Source organism: Thalassospira australica (genome assembly GCF_044790785.1).
GTDB lineage: Bacteria > Pseudomonadota > Alphaproteobacteria > Rhodospirillales > Thalassospiraceae > Thalassospira > Thalassospira australica_A.
The window spans coordinates 1-18,037 of sequence record NZ_CP085258.1 but is presented as its reverse complement, the minus strand read 5'-3'; the positions used below and the strand labels follow the sequence as shown (position 1 = coordinate 18,037).

Annotated in this window: 14 protein-coding genes; 6 read left to right on the top strand and 8 right to left on the bottom strand. The window is 53.3% G+C overall.

The window, feature by feature from the left end; translation table 11 throughout:
* Positions 1-4 precede the first annotated feature (4 nt).
* The 4 genes from LG297_RS00070 to LG297_RS00055 all read right to left on the bottom strand — a co-directional run bounded on the left by LG297_RS00070 (position 5) and on the right by LG297_RS00055 (position 5,557).
* Positions 5-1,924 (bottom strand): transglycosylase domain-containing protein, encoded by a 1,920-nt coding sequence (locus LG297_RS00070; protein WP_404423914.1) that lies wholly within the window; start codon positions 1,922-1,924, stop codon positions 5-7.
* 339 nt (positions 1,925-2,263) lie between these two features.
* Entirely contained in the window at positions 2,264-3,700 is a 1,437-nt protein-coding gene (locus LG297_RS00065) for an NAD-dependent succinate-semialdehyde dehydrogenase (protein WP_404423912.1), read from the bottom strand.
* Positions 3,701-3,799: 99 nt separating this feature from the next.
* The gene (locus LG297_RS00060) at positions 3,800-4,765 is read right to left on the bottom strand and encodes a LysR substrate-binding domain-containing protein (RefSeq protein ID WP_404423910.1); all 966 of its coding nucleotides are present in this window, start codon (positions 4,763-4,765) and stop codon (positions 3,800-3,802) included.
* Between the two features lie 9 nt (positions 4,766-4,774).
* On the bottom strand, positions 4,775-5,557 hold the full coding sequence (locus LG297_RS00055) for an aspartate dehydrogenase (RefSeq protein WP_404423908.1): 783 nt from the start codon (positions 5,555-5,557) through the stop codon (positions 4,775-4,777).
* A 181-nt stretch (positions 5,558-5,738) separates the two neighbouring features.
* Here LG297_RS00055 and LG297_RS00050 point away from each other — a divergent pair, with 181 nt between their 5' ends.
* The 6 genes from LG297_RS00050 to LG297_RS00025 all read left to right on the top strand — a co-directional run bounded on the left by LG297_RS00050 (position 5,739) and on the right by LG297_RS00025 (position 11,145).
* Entirely contained in the window at positions 5,739-6,692 is a 954-nt protein-coding gene (locus LG297_RS00050) for a dihydrodipicolinate synthase family protein (RefSeq protein WP_404423906.1), read from the top strand.
* Positions 6,693-6,700: 8 nt separating this feature from the next.
* Positions 6,701-7,591, top strand: a complete 891-nt coding sequence (locus LG297_RS00045; protein ID WP_404423904.1) for an EamA family transporter — start codon at positions 6,701-6,703, stop codon at positions 7,589-7,591.
* 125 nt (positions 7,592-7,716) lie between these two features.
* Positions 7,717-8,283: a 3-hydroxyanthranilate 3,4-dioxygenase gene (locus LG297_RS00040; protein WP_404423902.1), complete on the top strand. Its 567-nt coding sequence runs from the start codon at positions 7,717-7,719 to the stop codon at positions 8,281-8,283.
* Positions 8,284-8,311: 28 nt separating this feature from the next.
* Positions 8,312-9,289 (top strand): TRAP transporter substrate-binding protein, encoded by a 978-nt coding sequence (locus LG297_RS00035; protein ID WP_404423900.1) that lies wholly within the window; start codon positions 8,312-8,314, stop codon positions 9,287-9,289.
* Positions 9,290-9,346: 57 nt separating this feature from the next.
* Complete coding sequence (locus LG297_RS00030) at positions 9,347-9,886, top strand: TRAP transporter small permease (RefSeq protein WP_404423898.1); 540 nt, start codon at positions 9,347-9,349, stop codon at positions 9,884-9,886.
* Positions 9,883-11,145, top strand: a complete 1,263-nt coding sequence (locus LG297_RS00025; protein ID WP_404423896.1) for a TRAP transporter large permease — start codon at positions 9,883-9,885, stop codon at positions 11,143-11,145. Before LG297_RS00030 ends, LG297_RS00025 begins: the two co-directional genes overlap by 4 nt.
* A 170-nt stretch (positions 11,146-11,315) precedes the next feature.
* Here the strand turns inward: LG297_RS00025 and gyrB are convergent, their stop codons facing one another.
* The 4 genes from gyrB to dnaA all read right to left on the bottom strand — a co-directional run bounded on the left by gyrB (position 11,316) and on the right by dnaA (position 18,037).
* Complete coding sequence (gyrB, locus tag LG297_RS00020; RefSeq protein ID WP_404423894.1) at positions 11,316-13,775, bottom strand: DNA topoisomerase (ATP-hydrolyzing) subunit B; 2,460 nt, start codon at positions 13,773-13,775, stop codon at positions 11,316-11,318.
* Between the two features lie 19 nt (positions 13,776-13,794).
* On the bottom strand, positions 13,795-14,967 hold the full coding sequence (recF, locus tag LG297_RS00015; protein WP_404423892.1) for a DNA replication/repair protein RecF: 1,173 nt from the start codon (positions 14,965-14,967) through the stop codon (positions 13,795-13,797).
* A 64-nt stretch (positions 14,968-15,031) separates the two neighbouring features.
* Positions 15,032-16,150 (bottom strand): DNA polymerase III subunit beta, encoded by a 1,119-nt coding sequence (gene dnaN / locus LG297_RS00010; protein ID WP_404423890.1) that lies wholly within the window; start codon positions 16,148-16,150, stop codon positions 15,032-15,034.
* A 309-nt stretch (positions 16,151-16,459) separates the two neighbouring features.
* A complete protein-coding gene (gene dnaA / locus LG297_RS00005; protein ID WP_404423888.1) occupies positions 16,460-18,037 on the bottom strand; it encodes a chromosomal replication initiator protein DnaA in 1,578 nt (525 codons plus the stop codon).

Genomic DNA, 18,037 nt, shown 5'->3' with positions numbered 1-18,037 from the left:
AGTATTACTGCTTTTCGTTCAACAAATCATTCTTCCACATGTCCGTCACACCGTCATTTTCACGACGACGTTGCGATGCGGCACGGATCATTGAACGAATTGGCAAACCGTCATGTGCATCCAGCATAAATAACCGCCAAAGAGACGCAAGTTCTACATCACCGCGAACCTGCGAAATACGGCTATTGTCATCATTTCCGGCCCAGACAACCGTAATCAGGTCGGATGTAAAGCCGGTAAACCACGCATCTGCTGTAGCTGTATTCTGCGTCCCGTAACCGGCAAAGGGCCGATCAAGGCGAAGCTGCGGATCGGTAACACTCGCAAACAGTGTATATGCTCCCTGAATTGCTTCGTCGGTCAGGCGCTTTTCCACTGTTTGCTGAACACGCTGGTAAACCGGTTCACCCGTTCCGGCAAAAGCGACCCTATTGACCAGACTGAGTTGCACCGGCTTTCCGGAATTTTGCGGCAATGCATGGATTGATGCGATATCGGCAAGGGTTACCGGATCAAGCCCGACGACAGTACGAATATCGTTTGAAAGCGGGCTTTGAATACCAATTGCCTTGGCATAATCCTTGACATTCAGCAGGCCAAACTGGTCCGCCAGATTGACCGGCACAGTATTCACATCACGGACGAATGCCTCGCGCAATGAAATCTGTCCGCGATATTCATGATCCGGGTTTACCGGTCGCCAGCCGCCCACTGCCATACGATTATCACGCACCCACTGGGCCGGGTCGCTGTTTTCATTCATCGCATAGTAATAGGAGGTGATCTTGATCATCCGGCCCGGAAAGTGGCGGACGTCCCAGGCGCGGTTCGGCCTGAACGGACTATAATCCACACCACCAACAATCGCACGAATACGACCGTCGGGGCTTATGGAAATCAGGGCAGCCTGTTGCACGCCCTTGGGTTTAAGCCGCAGATTGGCAACTTCGCGCACAACATCCTGGGCCAGCCGTTGAACGGTCAGGTCGATGCTGGTCGTGACTTCGATATCGCGACTGGTATAGCCGACGCGTGCGGCGACCTCGTCCATAACCATATCGATCACATAGTTTGAAACCACACCATTCTCGTACTGGACGTCCAGTTTCGGCTCGACCAGTGTAAGAGCCGATACACGATCAAGTTCGATATATTTGTAGCGCCCCATATTCAGAAGGATTTCATTGGCCGCACTGGCGGCATCACGCGGGTGATACAATGGGTCATTTTTTTTCGGATCGTTAATCGCCGCAGCCAGAACAGCTGCCTGATGCAACGTTATCCGTTCAGCCGGGCTGCCGTACCAGATACGCGATGCCGCCGTGATTCCGAAGATACCCCGTCCCATGTAGCTGCGTTCAAGGTAACTGCGCAGGATGGTTTTCTTGTTGAATTTGAATTCAAGCCAAAGAGCTACCAGAAGTTCCTGCAAATGGCGGCCTGCACTGGCTTCGGGCGTTTTAAAGAAGCTTCGCGCAACACGCATCGTGATGGTCGATCCGGGGACATCGTCGCTTGTGAATATGCGAACGAAGTCACTGGCCGATACGCCAAGGTGGCCATAAAAACCGGGATCGGTTGCTGCAACAAAAACGTTTTGTACCCGTTCAGGAATGGTCGTTAGCGACACATCCTGGCTATAGCGTCCCTGCACAATTTGAAGCGTCGCCCCGTCAAAGCCCATGATTCGGACTTCGGGGCTTCGGATCATGTTCCGGCTGAAATCAAGATTTGACTGAATCGTAAGCGTAATCCCCGTCACGGCCAAAACAGCAACCGAGACGAAAAAGACAATAGTCAGCATCCGGCGACGGCGACGGCGACGCCGGATTATGCGCAGTTCGCGTTCTTCAATTTCCTGCATTGCCGCTTGGGCAGCACTTGCCCCGCCGCGCTGCGGTTCTTCCTGTTCTTCTTCTGCCACGCTCGGATCCGCTTTTGCCCACAGATTGACTATGCCAACGTACAGTAAACCGCCAAGCTGTTAAGAAAGTCCTTCATCCAAACTTAAACAGGGTAGCCTGACGGACTCCCTGTACGAATTGCGGATTTTCTGAACTGACACATAAAACTGAAAACGCGACACATAAATTTGGAGTCAACCACTCCGGCAGTTTGGTCGCATCGCGGTAAAAGGTAAATTTCACTGCCTTGAGGGTATTGACTGAGCAAAAAAATGGCCACATCCCGTAAGGGACGTGACCAAGCTGAGTCTCGGGAGTTTTTGAGTTTGAGTGCCTCTGAGGTGTCTGAGTTGGGTAGTCTAGTGAATATCTGATGAATGCCAGACATTCTTGATCGTCAGATAGCTTTCAAGACCTTCTGTGCCACCTTCGCGGCCATATCCACTGGACTTAATCCCACCGAACGGTGTTTCGGGCAAGGAGGCTTCAAGCGTATTAACCGAGAAGTTCCCAACCTCAAGTTCGTCGATCAAGCGGTCGATATAATCTGCGCGATTGGTGAAGGCATAACCTGCAAGTCCATAGGGAACTGCATTTGCCTTCTTGATCGCATCTTCAAGGTCCTTGACCGGGTTAATAACGGCGACCGGACCAAACGGCTCTTCTTGCATGATGAGCGCGCTGTCAGGAACATGAGTTAGCACTGTCGGCTCAAAGAAATAGCCGGGTTTGCGAAGCCGGTTTCCGCCAGTACGCAGTTCTGCACCTTTTGATACAGCATCTGAAACCAACTCTGACAGGAAGGGAACCCTGCGGTCATTGGCAGTCGGCCCCATTTCCACCCCGACATCCGCACCATTCCCGACCACGGTTTCAGCAGCACGTTTGGTAAAGGTGGATGCGAATTCTTCAAAAATACTTTCATGCACAAAAAAGCGCGTTGGGGATGTACAGACCTGACCGGTATTGCGCATCTTTCGAATGGCGCCACAGATGGCGGCCTTTTGCACATCGGTATCTTCACAAACGATTACCGGCGCATGCCCGCCCAGTTCCATAAGAACACGTGTGTCACTTTGTGCCGCCAGCCCGGTAAGGTGGCGACCGACCGTTGTTGAACCGGTCAGGGCAACCAGTCGAACGGAAGGTTGCGGTATCAGAAATTCGGAAATCTCAGCCGGTCTGCCAAATACGAGGTTCAGCACCCCCGCAGGCAGGCCGGCTTCCTCAAAGCATTTTACAATGTGAATGGCGCCGGCTGGCGTTTCTTCGGCTGCCTTCAGAATAATCGAGCACCCCGATGCCAGCGCACCTGCTATTTTGCGCGCGGGTTGGCTCATGGGGAAGTTCCAGGGTGAAAACGCGGCAACCACCCCGATCGGGTGATGATGAACGGAAATCTTGCTGCCGCTGGCTGACGGAATAACGCGACCATAAACACGCATGGCTTCACCGGCATCCCATTCAAAGAATTCGGCACCTCGAATGACTTCAAGGCGTGCCTGTGCCAGTGGTTTGCCATGTTCGGCAGTAATGGCCTGAGCGATTTCTTCCTGTTTTTCCCGCATCAATGCAGCGGCGCGCAGCAGGATATCCGCACGTTCGCGCGGGGCGGTCTTTCGCCAGATTTCGAACCCTTTTTCTGCGGCACGAAGCGCGTCTTTCAGGTCGGCTATCGATGCGCATGGAAGACGCCCCAGTTCCTCTTCGGTGGCAGGGTTCACAACAGAAATATCTTCCGTTGTTTTGCGCCATTCTCCACCAATGAAGAGTTTCAAATCTGGATACATGCTCATTCCGACCTCGTCGTTGAAAGTTGAATTGAGCAAATTTTCGTGTGGCGAGCGGCCAACGACAACTGAATTGACCAAATACTGATATCAGAAAGACGAATATCAGATTGCTCGCTGACTGGCGGTGATCTCGGCTGCGGCCGATCGCAGGGCGGACAGGAATGCGCTACCTGCCGGGGAAAGGCTTTGTTTGCCGCGATAGGAAACGCCAACCGGGCCCGCGCCAAATGGTGCAGCCCAGTCAACACTGGCCAGAACACCGGTCTGGATATCAAGGGCTACCACATGGGCGGGCATGATCCCGATGAAATTGTGGGTTCTTAAAAGCGATCTGTTTGCCAGATAGGAGACGGACTCAATTCCGGTTGGCGGGACATATTGATCCTGCCGGACAAAAAACTGATCGGTTTGTCTGCGCAAGGTGGTCTCGACCGGCGGCAAAATCCATCCAAATGGTTTGAGCTGATCAAACGAGACATTGGTCATTGCTGCCAGTGGATGCTGTGTACCCGTCACGGCAAGAACCCGTTCGTCAAAGAACTTTTCCTGCGTAATGTTTTCCCGATAACGGTGGCTTGGCAGGCGCCCGACAACCATGTCGATTTCCCCTGACAAAAGACCGGGCATCAGAACTTCGTTCGTACCTTCGACGATCTTGATCGCAACATTCGGGCGAGCTTTTAAAAGTTCTTCGACAGCAATAGGCAACAATGTTGGTGATGCTGCCAGAAGCGTCCCGACAACAACACGACCACTATTGCCCTCGTTAAGGTCATCAAGTTCCTGTGCGGCGTTGGAAACCTGAGCAAAGATCAGTTTGCCATGACGTATCAAGGATTCGCCAAAAACCGTCGGCACCACTCCGCGATTTGTACGCTCGAAAAGTTTGACCTCGAAATCCAGTTCAAGATCCTGAATCATTTTCGTGGCCGCCGGCTGGGAAATGCTGAGATCGCGAGCAGCATTCTGGATGCTGCCATGCTGGGCAACCGCAATCAGAAGTCTGAGTTGCCGCAATTTCAGCCGGGTTAATGCACGTTCGACAATACGGGTGTGGCGGGTGGCCATTCAATTTCCTTAGATCGTGATTGGTGCGATCTCGCGCTCGATGGCCGAGATTACACTCATAGCAGCCAGTGCAGAACTTCGGGGATTATCAGGTAAGGCACGTCCTTCGATCCGGAAAGAAAACCGGCCAAATGCACCGGTCGCATGGATTTCGTGGATATTGTCCGAAATTGACGGGTCCGCGACAAGTTTGACCTTCGTTGAATCAAATCCTGTTCCGGCAATGGCAACTGCAGCAGCGACATTGGCATTTTTGGGATAGGTCACCGCAGCAATTCTTGCCGAGCCTTCGAAATGGATGGCCGCAGTTTTCAACGTTTCAAGATCAATCTGTTTTTCAGCAGGCGAACCTTGCCAGCCATGCGGAGGTTTACGGCCAACATATGTGACATCACCAAGGCCGCCAACTTTTGCTGCGCGCAGGCAATCAAGCGCACCGATTGCACCACTGGCAAGATGCAGTTTCACGCCACTGCTTTGGGCAGCCTGTAGCAAATTGTCGGCAAGAACGGCATCGGCGAGTGCCCCAAGAGAAACCGTTATCAAATCGATGCCGCGCTTTAAGATCGAACAACCATGTTCGGCCAGGGCTGCGTGCCCCGCACAATCCACCATCAAGGTAATATCATCAGGCAGTTCACTGACAGAATTGATATAGGTTGCACTGATTGGCGGACTGTCAGCAACGTCGCTGATCCGGGTCAGAACAACATCCGGACCAAGCCCGCGTTCATTAAGATTTGCCGCGACATAACGCCCGATAGCGCCATCGCCAATAATGCCGATTTTCATAGATATCTCCTGCTTTTGAAGCAAGCGTATCGGAAATTTCGAGCATCTTGATATCAAAATATTGGATAGCTAGTTTCCGTCAAAACTGTTGGTTTTCTTTGGGTTTCGCAGCCTAACTGCCGTTATGAATCAGCGCCTGTGCGCGGTTAAAACGACCTCTTTTCAGATCGGAAACCAACTCATGAAATATACGAAGAACGAAGCTAAGGCCTATGCGCGTGAAACAATGCGCGGCATCTGGGCGGCTGCCCTTAATCCGTTCGATGATAATCTGAGCATGGATGAGGCCGGTCTGCGTCGCAATATCCGGCACTGGATCGATGATCTTGATATTCGAGGACTGTTCATCGCCGGAAAGCAGGGCGAGTTCTGGTCAATGTCACTTGAAGAGCGCAAGCGCAACATGACAATCGCCGCCGATGAGTGCGGTGACAAGGCCGGAACCATCATGTCTATCTCTGATCAGAATGTGAATACCGTTCTTGAACTGGGGCGTCATGCGCAGGAATGCGGTGCAGATTTTGTTGTCGTGCATGCCCCGATGCTGAGCTTCTGCCATGACCGCGACGAAGTTCTCTATAACTACTACAAGTATCTTTGTGACCGTCTGGATATCGGTATCGCGATGTGGAGCCACCCTGACAGCGGATATCTGATGGCACCAGAGACCTGTGCAAGGATTGCGGAATTGCCAAATATCATGGCGATCAAATATTCGGTGCCGCGAGAACTCTATGCGCGTTTGACACGCATGGTTGGCGACAAGATTCTTGTTTCCACATCTTCAGAAGACGAATGGCTGGACAATATCGAAGAACTTGGTTGGCAGCTTTATCTTTGCTCGTCACCTCCCTATTTGCTGCAGACAAAGAATGACCGCCGGATGCATGAATATACCGAGCTGGCCTTTAACGGAAAGTTCGATCAAGCCCGTCGGGTAAAAGACAGTTTGCAGCCTGTCCGCGATGCAATCAGCAAAACCAAGCCGGGCGGCAAACCGACCGCCCATGGAAAATACTGGCAGGAACTGCTTGGTCAGGTTGGTGGCCGTGTACGCCATCCGATGCTCGAACTTACCGAAGCGGAAAAAGCTGCCACCAGTGCGGCGTTCGAGGATTCCGGTCTTCAGCTCTGAGCCATGTGATGACCGGGGAAATATTGGCAACTCTTGCCGCATTTGCATACGGGCTGGCAGGTGTCTTCATCATTCAGGGAAAGGCAAAAGCACGGGGTGACAATGGTGTATTCCTGTCCATCCTGCTGACGTTTGGCATGTCGCTATGTCTATGGGTTGGTTGGGGTAAGGTCGCGGCTGGCGACATCATGGTGCCTGAAGTCTTTCCCGCAATGGCCGCCTTTGCCGTTGCCGGGGTGCTTGCGAATGTTGTCGGCAGACAATCCATGTACCGCGCCACTGAGATGGTTGGCGCGGTACGCGCCGGGCTTATGCGTCGAATGACGCCAATCTTTGCGGTACCCTGTGCAGTTGTGTTGCTTGGGCAATATCCTGATGCGCTTCGGATTACTGGTGCTCTGATTGTCCTGATCGGGGTTGCGATTTATCTGGTGCAGCCCACAGGACAAAGCCATGCCATTCCCAAAACTGGGCTGGTGGTTGGCGTCATGTCTGCCCTTGCTTATGCCCTTGCATATTGTTTCAGGGGTATCGGGCTTGTTTCAATACCAGATGCGGCACTAGGAGCAAGCATCGGTGCACTGTTTGCAGCGGTGATCCTGTTGATCTGCGCATTAGGAGCCAAAGGCGTAAAGGCCGGATGGACCTACATCACCATTGATAGATCAAGGCAACATTGGCAAACAGCATTGGCATTAAGCACCGGACAACTGCTGCAATTCTTCGCATTGAAAACGGCGTCGGTCTTGTCGGTTGCTGTTTTGGGAACCCTCGAAGTACTGTTCTGCGCTGTCTTTGTATTAGTTATAACAAGGTGCGAAACCGTTGCGATCATAAGGCTGCTGATCGCTTCTGTCGTGACTATGGGTGGGACAACTCTGCTGTTTCTCTCGCCATAGCAGCTATCAGTAATACCGATATCCACTTTCCGCGAAACAAATATTCCTTTGTCACAATTCCCCATAACCTTTCACGTGGAAAGTCGTTTTGTAAGACGAATATGTCGATCTACCGGGAGAAGATCATGACTGCACATCCAACACTGAAGCCCTTCAATTTCAAGAAATGGGTGGAAGAAAATGCTGACAAGCTGCGTCCGCCTGTCGGTAACCAGCTTCTTCACAAGGAAGGCAACATGATTGTCATGGTCGTTGGCGGACCCAACACCCGTGTGGACTTTCATGATGACCCTGTGGAGGAGTGGTTCTTCCAGCAGAAGGGCGACATGATGCTCAAGATTGCGGATGGCGGAAAAATCTATGATGTCACTGTCCGCGAAGGCGAAGTCTTCATGTTGCCACCCCACGTTCGTCATGCGCCGCAGCGCCCGCAGGAAGGTTCTGTTGGCATCGTCGTCGAAGCTCCCCGTCAGCCCGGCATGAAAGAAGGGTTCGAATGGTATTGCTTCAAGTGCGAGGGTCTGGTTCACCGCGCGGAAGTTACACTGGATGGGCCCGAGGGTATCGTGACCGCGCTGCCAAAAATCTATGACGCTTTCCATAACAGCATCGAAGCCCGCACTTGTCCCGACTGTGGTGAAATTCACCCCGGAAAAGGCAAGCCGCCAGAGGGTTGGGTTCAAATCCAATAACACAACGCTTACATCAGGGAGCCAATCAATGAAAAATATCACCAAAACACTGGCCGGGGCAGCACTGCTGGTTGCTTCTTCCATGCCTGCGTTTGCAAATGAATTTCGTCTGGGCTTGATCACGCCGCCACAGCATATCTGGACGCAGGCCGCGCAGGACTTTGCAACGGATTTGTCTGTATCAAGTGGTGGGAATCACAGTGTGACAGTATTTCCGTCTCGTCAGTTGGGCGATGAAGCCGAGATGTTGCAACAATTGCAAACCGGCGCACTTGATATGGCGTTTATGACAATTGCCGAGGTATCAAACCGCGCACCCGATTTCGGAGCGTTTTATGCCCCGTATCTGGCAAGTGATATCGAGCATGCAGGTCGTATTCTGCGAAGCGAGAATGCAAAGTCGATGCTTGATCAGCTTCCTGAGAAGGTTGGGGTTGTCGGGGCTGGCTATGGCATGGGTGGCTTGCGACAGATTGTCAGTCGTGTTCCGGTCAATTCCGCCGACGATTTGGCGGGGCTGAAACTCAGAATCACACCGTTTGAGCCGATCCTTGATTTTTATAAGGCTGTCGGTGCAGCGCCAACACCGATGCCACTCCCTGCTGTCTATGATGCCTTGGCGAACGGTCAGGTAGACGCCATCGATATGGACGCGGAATTGATATGGGCGCTGAAATTCTACGATCATGCAGACACCATTGTAGAGTCGAACCACATGATGTTCCCGATGGTTGGACTGATCTCCGCGCGGGTCTGGCTGAATTTGTCAGAAGAAGATCGGATATTGATCCATGATTTAATGGCCAAACATCTCGAGGGTACAATCGATACCTACGTCAAAAAAGAACAGGATTGGCTCGATAGCATCGAAAAAACAGGACACAAGATTGTCAAAGTGGATGAGACTTTCTTCACCGATGCAATCGATACCTGGAACAAGACGTGGTCCGAGCGTTCTTCATCGCTCAAATACTTGCGTGAAGTTGCAAAAGCGACTGCGCAATAATTACCAAAGCCAAAGGGCGCGCATATGCGCGCCCTAAACGCCAGAGTATATTCAATCATGATCGGAAACCTATCTGCGCGCGTGGCACGGGTCGAAATGACGTTGGCAGTCATGCTGGCAGTTTCGATTACAGTGCTGATCCTTCTTAATGTCGTCACACGCAGCGCCGGTGCTGCTCTTTACTGGGTTGATGAGCTTGCAATCTATGCAATGGCCTGGATGACCTTTCTAAGCGCGTCTGCTGCCCTGCATTTCGGTCATACCGTTGCTGTGACGATTTTGACCGATCTTTTGCCGCCGTTTGTGCGCCATATTGCAGCAAAGCTTGTCGATTTGATCGTTTTTGCATTTGCACTGGCTATGTTCTGGTTTTGCTGGCGCTGGTTTTCACCGCTGGAACTGGCACAACATGGCTTTGATTTCAAAGCCTTTCAGGGCGCGACCTTCAACTTCATTTATGCCGAACCGACCACGACGCTTGGCATCAAGAAATACTGGGTTTGGATGGTGATGTGGGCGTTTTCAATCGGTGCAACGCTGCACAGTTTCACGAACCTGATTGGTCAAAACCCGGCCGATAAGAAGGAAGAGTCATGACACCGCTGATCTTTGCTTTCAAGCTGCTGATCGCTGTTCCGGTTGCACTGGTTCTGGCCCTGACCGCCATCTGGTACATTTGGGAAAGCGGGAATACGGTTCTGTATGACAGCTTTGCTCAGAAAATGTTCGCAGGGCTTGAAAACTACGGCCTTCTGGCAATACCGCTCTTCATGCTGACCGGGGAAATGATGAACGAAGGTGGAATGACCCGCCGGTTGATCAATGCTGCGCGTGTTTTTGTCGGCGGATTCCGTGGTGGCCTGGCTTATATCAATCTTCTTGCGAACATGTTCATGGCAGCCATCATTGGTTCTGCGACTGCCCAAATCGCGGTGATGGCACGGGCAATGAACCCCGAGATGGAAAAGGAAGGATACGACAAAGGGTTTGCGGCGGCGACGACCGCAGCAGGCGGGCTTTTGGCACCGGTCATTCCCCCATCAATGATGTTTGTCATTTATGGTGTTCTGGCACAAATTCCCATCGGAGAGATGTTTTTGGCCGGTGTATTACCGGGTATTTTGCTGGCTGGATCGTTCGCTGCTGTCATATTCCTTGTCGGACTGGTGACCGGTTTCCCAAAAGGCGGGTGGTTTACCCGGAATGAAGCGTTGTCTGCTCTGTTGCACTGTTTGCCCGCTGCATTAATCCCGATGGCGATCGTTGGCGGCATTGTTTTTGGAATTGCGACACCAACTGAAAGTGCGGCAATCGCATCGCTCATCGCGTTTTTGATCGGTTGGCTTGTTTATGGTGAACTCAAGCCATCAGCCTTCATCGACATGTTCAGGCGCACTGCAGTCAACTCATCAATGATCATTTTCATGATCGCTGCTGCGAATGTGTTTGGGTGGGTAATTATCTATGAAGCGCTCCCTCAGAAGCTGGCAGCATTAATCACCTCGGTGACGAGCGATCCTCTGTTGTTCCTTCTGATTGTCAATTTGGTGCTGTTGTTTGTGGGAATGGTGATTGACGGAATTGCAGCCATAATCCTGATTTCACCAATTTTGCTGCCAATCGCCATGAATGATTTCAATATCAGCCCCTACCAGTTCGGGGTGGTCATGTGCCTTAATCTTACACTTGGGCTTTTGACACCGCCCGTAGGGGTCGGACTTTATATCGCGTCATCGATGAGCGGTGTTTCAGCAGGGCGCATTTTGAAATCCCTTTGGCCGTTCTTGCTGGCTGTTACCATCATTCTGGTGTTGCTCAGCGCGTTCCCATGGATTTCCAATTTCCTGGCTGAGTAGTTCTGGCGATCACAACGTATCCTGTATCTCTGAGAATAGGGCGAGATACTCCCGGAAATAACAAAGAAAGCCGGAGGCAATACCTCCGGCTTTCCAATGTTATGCGTCACAGATTCTAGATTTATGCGTCGCGTTTCCAGTTTTATGAGTCAATTCACAATCAAAACAAATCAAACGTCGAGGTTTGCAACCTTAAGCGCGTTCGACTGGATAAAATCGCGGCGCGGTTCAACCACGTCGCCCATCAGGGTCGAGAAGACTTCCTCCGCCTCGTCCGCATGATCGACCCGCACCTGAAGGAGCGAGCGAACATTTGGATCCAGGGTGGTTTCCCAAAGCTGATCCGGGTTCATTTCACCCAAGCCTTTATAACGCTGGACGGAAATACCGCGACGACCATATTCCATCACCGCATTGACCAGATCGACAGGACCGTTGATTCTCCAGACCTTGTCCTTGGCACCGAATTCGGCACCTTTTTCGAACAATTCACGAAGTTCGCCCAACATACCGGCAATCGCACGACTTTCAGCCGAACGCAGGATATTGCCGTCAATCACATAGCGTTCCTCAACCCCGCGCAGCATGCGCCACATCATAATCTCGTCCATCGGGGCCTCACCCTTCCAGCCGCGATCAAAATCTTCGGACAGGGTATCAAGACGGGCAGCAAGTGTATTGGCGGCTTCCTGCCGCTTGCCGTCATCGTCGAGCAATGCCGGGTTGAGCGCCCCCGCCAGAACGGCCTGTTCAAGCACCGAGATCGGCAACTTCTGTGACAGGGGTTCCAAAAAGCCTTTTGCCTTGCGGGCCATCTCAACGATCCGGACCAAATCCGGCCCCGCCACCTGCACACCACCGCTTAGCGTCAGAAGCGCATCTTCGGTGCCCTGCGCAGTCAGGTACTGCTCCATTTCGCGGTCATCCTTGAGGTACTGGACGGAATTGCCGCGTTTGGCACGATAAAGCGGAGGCTGCGCGATATAAAGGTATCCACGTTCGACCAGTTCCGGCATCTGACGGTAGAAGAAGGTCAAAAGCAGGGTCCGGATATGCGCACCATCGACGTCAGCATCCGTCATGATGATGACTTTGTGATAGCGCGCCTTTTCGATGTTGAAATCGTCACGACCGATACCCGTGCCAAGGGCGGTAATCAGGGTGCCGATTTCCTGACTTGAAAGCATCTTGTCGAAACGTGCACGTTCAACGTTCAGGATTTTACCACGTAGCGGCAGAATTGCCTGAAAGCCACGTTCACGACCCTGTTTGGCCGAACCACCTGCGGAATCGCCCTCCACGATGAACAGTTCGGCCTTGGAGGCATCGCGTTCCTGACAATCGGCAAGCTTGCCCGGCAGGGACGAGATATCAAGAGCCCCCTTACGACGAGTCAATTCACGTGCCTTACGCGCTGCTTCACGTGCCGATGCAGCCTCGACAACCTTGGTGACAATCTTGCGCGCATCCTGCGGATGTTCTTCCAGCCACTGCTGAAGTCTGTCATTCACGATATTCTCGACGACCGGGCGGACTTCGGATGAAACCAGTTTGTCCTTGGTCTGGGACGAGAATTTCGGATCCGGCACCTTGACCGAGATCACACAGGTCAGGCCTTCCCGGGCATCATCCCCCGACAGGCTGACCTTTTCCTTTTTCACAATCCCGCTTTCCTGCGCATAGGAGTTGATCTGACGGGTCAGGGCCGCACGGAAACCGGCCATGTGCGTGCCGCCGTCACGTTGGGGAATGTTGTTGGTAAAGCACAGGGTGGTTTCGTGATAGCTGTCGTTCCACTGCAACGAAACTTCGACAGTAATACCGTCCTTTTCACCAACGATGGTGATGGGTTCTTCGATCTGACGCACCTTGTTACGGTCAAGATATTCGACAAAGGCACGAATACCGCCTTCGTAATGCAGCTTGGTTTCAACCGGTTCACCATGGCGTTCGTCACGCAATGTAAGGATCACACCAGAGTTCAGGAAGGCCAGTTCACGCAAGCGATGTTCAAGCGTCGGCAGGTTGAACTCGGTCATCGTGAAAATTTCGGCATCAGGATAGAAGGTCACTTCGGTCCCTGTCAGAGGTTTGCCCTCCGCCGTCATCGGCGCATCACCGACAATTTCCAGCGGCTTGATCGCATCGCCACCGGAAAATTCCATGTAATGTTCCTTGCCGTTGCGCCATATGCGCAATTTCAGCAAGGTCGACAGGGCGTTCACAACCGACACACCTACGCCGTGCAGGCCACCGGAAACCTTGTAGGAATTCTGGTCAAATTTACCGCCGGCATGAAGCTGAGTCATGATGACCTCGGCCGCGGAAACACCTTCTTCCTTGTGCATGTCGGTCGGGATGCCACGACCGTTATCGCGGATCGTTGCCGAGCCATCACCGTTAAGCTGCACCCAGACGGTATCGCAATATCCGCCTAGCGCTTCGTCGATCGCGTTATCGACAACCTCATAAATCATGTGGTGCAAACCGCTGCCATCATCGGTATCGCCGATATACATGCCAGGGCGTTTACGGACCGCTTCAAGGCCCTTGAGAACCTTGATCGATTCTGCACCGTAATCCTGCGCCTGTTGTTCGGCGGTTTTCGGAGCTTCTGTTTCGTTGGTCATAGCGTCACAACCTCGGCATTCACGGAGTGGTTTCAGCGGTCAGTGTGGCATCTTCCACGCGGAAGAATTGCGCACGTCCGTCCAAACCTTCAAACAGCGCCCGGTCCGTACCTGTCATCCAGGCCTGAACGCCAAGCGCCACGATTTCATCAAACAGGTGGTGGCGGCGTTCTGCATCCAGATGCGCCACAACCTCGTCAAGCAACAGCAGCGGGCCAGCCCCGCGTGCTTTGCTTTGCAGGCGGGTATTGGCCATTATTATCGATAGCAGCAGCGCCTTTTGCTCGCCGGTGGAGCACTGATCTGCCGACTGATTCTTGGCATCATGCCAAACCAGCAGATCACTGCGCTGCGGCCCGACGGAAGCCCCGCCATAGCTGGCATCGCGTGGCCGTCCATCCCGCAATGCCGCCCGCATTCTGTCTTCGACCTCAATCGCCGGCAGCTGTTCCAGCCAGTTTTCAAGATCCCCCGCCAGAGCCAGCCTTGCCGCCGGGAACGGCCCGACAACCATGGTTCCGGCCCGGCCAAGCTTTGCCAGCAATTCGGCACGGGCAACCGCAACCGCAATACCATGACGCACCATCGAATCTTCGATTGCGGCCAGCCATTTATCGTCTGCCTTGCCTTCTTTCAAAAGCTTCGCCCGGCTACGAAGGCTGTGTTCATAAGCGGCAACCCGGCTGCTGTGTTCCGGATCAAGGCCATAAACCAGCCGATCGAGAAACCGGCGTCGCGCCGATGGCCCATCCAGAAACAAACGATCCATTTGCGGCGTCAGCCAAACCGCGGCACAAACCCGGCCCAGCGATGCCTGACCTCTCTGGTTTTCACCATCAATCCGAACGGCACGCTTTTCGCGTCCCTGCGCAAGGGCTGCAGGATCAAGGCCGGATCCAACCTGATAGTCCCCGTCAGGGGTGGTCAGGTACGCCGATACGGCCCAGGCCCGCAATGTGGTGCCGTCATCTACCTCTTCCGCGCCCGGCAGTTTGCGGGATATCTCGCCCAGCTTGGCCCGTCTTAACCCGCTGCCCGGCGACAAAAGCGATACAGCTTCAAGCAGGTTGGTTTTCCCGGCCCCGTTTGGCCCGGTCAAAACCACCGGCGCCCCGTCAAGCGACAGGCGCAGGCTTTCGTAGCAGCGAAAATCGCTAAGCTGTATGCGGGAAACGGCAAGACGGTTCGTCATGAACGTACCGTCTTGAGATGAGAGATTATGGGCAAAAACAGCCACAGCAAAAATGCGCTAACCGTCAAACGCGCATCGGCATCAGAACATACAATGCCGACAGGTCATCGGTATCACGCAGAATGGTCGGCGACGATCCATCCGACATCAGAAGGTTAAGGGTATCGCCCTTTACCTGCTTGGCGATATCGAGCAGATAGCGCGAGTTAAAACCGATTTCGATATCATCGGCATCGTAATTGATTTCAAGTTCCTCGGTCGCGGTTCCATGTTCCGGGCTTGATGCCGACAGGGTCAGGGTATTGCCCGACATGACAACCTTGACGGCACGGGATTTCTCGATCGAAATTGCCGAAACACGGTCAACCGCATCGGCAAATGCTTTGCATTCGATATCAAGTGTCTTGTCATTGCCCGACGGGATAACACGTTCGTAATCCGGGAAGGTACCGTCAATCAGCTTGGAGGTCAGAACAGCCTTGCCAAAGCCAAAGCGGATTTTGGTATCGGACAATGCTATATCCACCGCTTCGCCGGTTTCCTCGATCAGCTTGCGCAGTTCGCCCACGGTTTTGCGCGGCACGATGACGCCCGGCATGTTTTCCGCACCATCGGGCAGCGGGGCTTCGACCCGGGCCAACCGATGGCCATCGGTTGCAACCGCGCGCAGGATTTTGGTTCCTTCGGCATCCGTCGCATGGAAATAGATACCGTTCAGGTAGTAACGGGTTTCTTCGGTCGAAATCGCAAATTCGGCACGATCAATCAAACCGCGAAGCTCCGCCGCGGCAAGGCCGAAGCTAACCGGAAGATCGCCGCCAGACATGACCGGGAAATCATCGACCGGCAAAACGGCAAGATTGAATTTCGAACGGCCAGCCGACAGGGTCAGGCGGCCTGCCCCCGGCTCCAGCGCGATCTGTACTTGTGAGCCTTCCGGCAACTTGCGGACGATCTCGTATAGGGTATGCGCAGGTGTGGTAGTTGCACCGGCTTCACTGACTTCTGCAGTGGTCGTTTCAATCACCTCAAGATCCATGTCCGTTGCAGTCAGAGACAGCTGATCATTCTCTGCCCGCAGCAAAATATTGGACAGAATCGGAATGGTATTGCGCCGTTCGACCACACTTTGAACATGGGTCAAAGATTTCAACAGAGCCGCGCGTTCAATGGTCAGCTTCATGCCCGTCCTATCCGTCTGTCAGTATTGGTTTAACAAATTGATTTATAATCGGTTTTGTCGCTTTTACCCCACCCTTTCTGGCAAGGCAGGCGCATTATAACATGCATGTCGGGAAATCGAAGGATTTTTACGGCTTAAACCCAAGCAAACAAAACGAGTCGTTGCATATTTTCCCGCACAATGCGCGCAAAAGGCGGAACCCCGCGCGATGCCTGATTTTCAGCGCGTTGGTCACCGCAAAAATCTGGCCAGAATCAGAACGGGCCACCGCCCCTGGACCGTGACCCGCACCTTATTTTCAAACCGTAATCAGCCTTCAAGCATACGACGCAGCAGGTCGATGTCCTCGGACAGCGATGGATCACTCAAATGCAGTTCTTCGATCTTGCGAACCGCATGCATGACGGTCGTATGATCACGCCCACCGAATTTGCGACCGATTTCCGGCAGGGAATGCGTCGTCAATTGCTTGGACAGATACATCGCAACCTGGCGCGGGCGGGCAACGGCCCGGGCACGACGGGCCGAATGCATGTCAGACACCTTGATATTGAACTGCTCGGCGACCTTTTTCTGGATTTCCTCAATCGAGACCCGACGTTCGGATGCACGCAATACATCATGCAGCACGTCCTGAACCATCTCGAGGCTGATTTCGCGCCCCACCAGCTGCGCATGCGCAATCACGCGGTTAAGAGCCCCTTCAAGTTCACGCACATTCGCTGTGATCTTGTGGGCAAGGAATTCCATCACGCGTTGCGGCAGCTCGATATTCTGGCGTTCTGCCTTCGATTCGAGAATGCCCAGACGCAGTTCATAGGTCGTGGCATGAATATCGGCGACAAGGCCCGAGCCAAGACGCGAACGCAGGCGTTCCTCGATATCCTCAAGGTCGGAAGGCGACTTGTCGGCAGATACAATAATCTGGCGCCCCTGATCGACCAGTGCATTGAAAGTATGGAAGAATTCTTCCTGGGTTGAGTCTTTGCCCGAAATGAACTGAACGTCATCAACCATCAGAACATCAACAGACCGGAACTGATCTTTGAAATCCACCGTATTCTTGTCGCGCAAAGCCCGGATAAACCGGTACATGAATTTTTCGGCAGACAGGTAAATAACCGTGCGATGCGGTTGCGTGCGACGAATATGCCAGGCAATCGCATGCATCAGATGGGTTTTACCAAGACCGACGCCACCATAAAGGAACAGCGGGTTGAACGGCACCGATTCGGCTTCGGCCAGACGGCGTGCCGCGGCATAGGCGAATTCGTTCGGCTTGCCGATCACGAAATTGTCGAAAGTATAGCGCGGATCGAGAGCTGCCGAGATGCCATCGTCGGACATGCTGGCAATTGCCTTGCGACCGCCTGAAACGAGCCCCTTTGCATTACCGCCATATGGCTGGCAGGGAGCTTCGGGATTGGTTGCCTCGTTTGCAACCTGCCCAGGACGTCCGTGGTTATCGCTGATGCGGCCGTGTGCGGAACCGGATTTGGTGGACTGGCTGCCTGAAACTGCCGACGAGGGCGAATTTTTCTGACCATTGCCGTTTGTCGGCAAGACCACAACGATTTCGACAAAATGGATGTTTTCGTCTTCGGCGTGCCAGAAGGACTGAATACGATCAAGATAATGCTGGGTGACCCAGTCACGCATTGCACGGGTCGGCGCACCAAGACGTGCGACCCCGGCTTCAACGGCAATCAATGCGACCGGATCAAGCCAATAGCGATAGGCCGTCGCGCCAAACTCCGAACGGAGCTTTTCGCGGACAACCTGCCATGTCGCCTTCGCATGATCGTCAAGTGCCGCCTGCTGGTCTCCCGGAATCCCCCCATTGGACTCTCCGAGTGCCGATTGCGTTCCCCTAACGGCGTGCTGCAC

Bases quoted from the DNA above. Each gene is read 5' to 3' on its own strand.
- LG297_RS00030 (WP_404423898.1), top strand. From the start codon at position 9,347: ATGATCGGAAACCTATCTGCGCGCGTGGCACGGGTCGAAATGACGTTG.
- LG297_RS00025 (WP_404423896.1), top strand. From the start codon at position 9,883: ATGACACCGCTGATCTTTGCTTTCAAGCTGCTGATCGCTGTTCCGGTT.
- recF (WP_404423892.1), bottom strand. From the start codon at position 14,967: ATGACGAACCGTCTTGCCGTTTCCCGCATACAGCTTAGCGATTTTCGC.
- dnaN (WP_404423890.1), bottom strand. From the start codon at position 16,150: ATGAAGCTGACCATTGAACGCGCGGCTCTGTTGAAATCTTTGACCCAT.
- LG297_RS00050 (WP_404423906.1), top strand. From the start codon at position 5,739: ATGAAATATACGAAGAACGAAGCTAAGGCCTATGCGCGTGAAACAATG.
- LG297_RS00060 (WP_404423910.1), bottom strand. From the start codon at position 4,765: ATGGCCACCCGCCACACCCGTATTGTCGAACGTGCATTAACCCGGCTG.
- LG297_RS00055 (WP_404423908.1), bottom strand. From the start codon at position 5,557: ATGAAAATCGGCATTATTGGCGATGGCGCTATCGGGCGTTATGTCGCG.
- LG297_RS00040 (WP_404423902.1), top strand. From the start codon at position 7,717: ATGACTGCACATCCAACACTGAAGCCCTTCAATTTCAAGAAATGGGTG.
- gyrB (WP_404423894.1), bottom strand. From the start codon at position 13,775: ATGACCAACGAAACAGAAGCTCCGAAAACCGCCGAACAACAGGCGCAG.
- LG297_RS00035 (WP_404423900.1), top strand. From the start codon at position 8,312: ATGAAAAATATCACCAAAACACTGGCCGGGGCAGCACTGCTGGTTGCT.
- LG297_RS00065 (WP_404423912.1), bottom strand. From the start codon at position 3,700: ATGAGCATGTATCCAGATTTGAAACTCTTCATTGGTGGAGAATGGCGC.
- LG297_RS00045 (WP_404423904.1), top strand. From the start codon at position 6,701: ATGACCGGGGAAATATTGGCAACTCTTGCCGCATTTGCATACGGGCTG.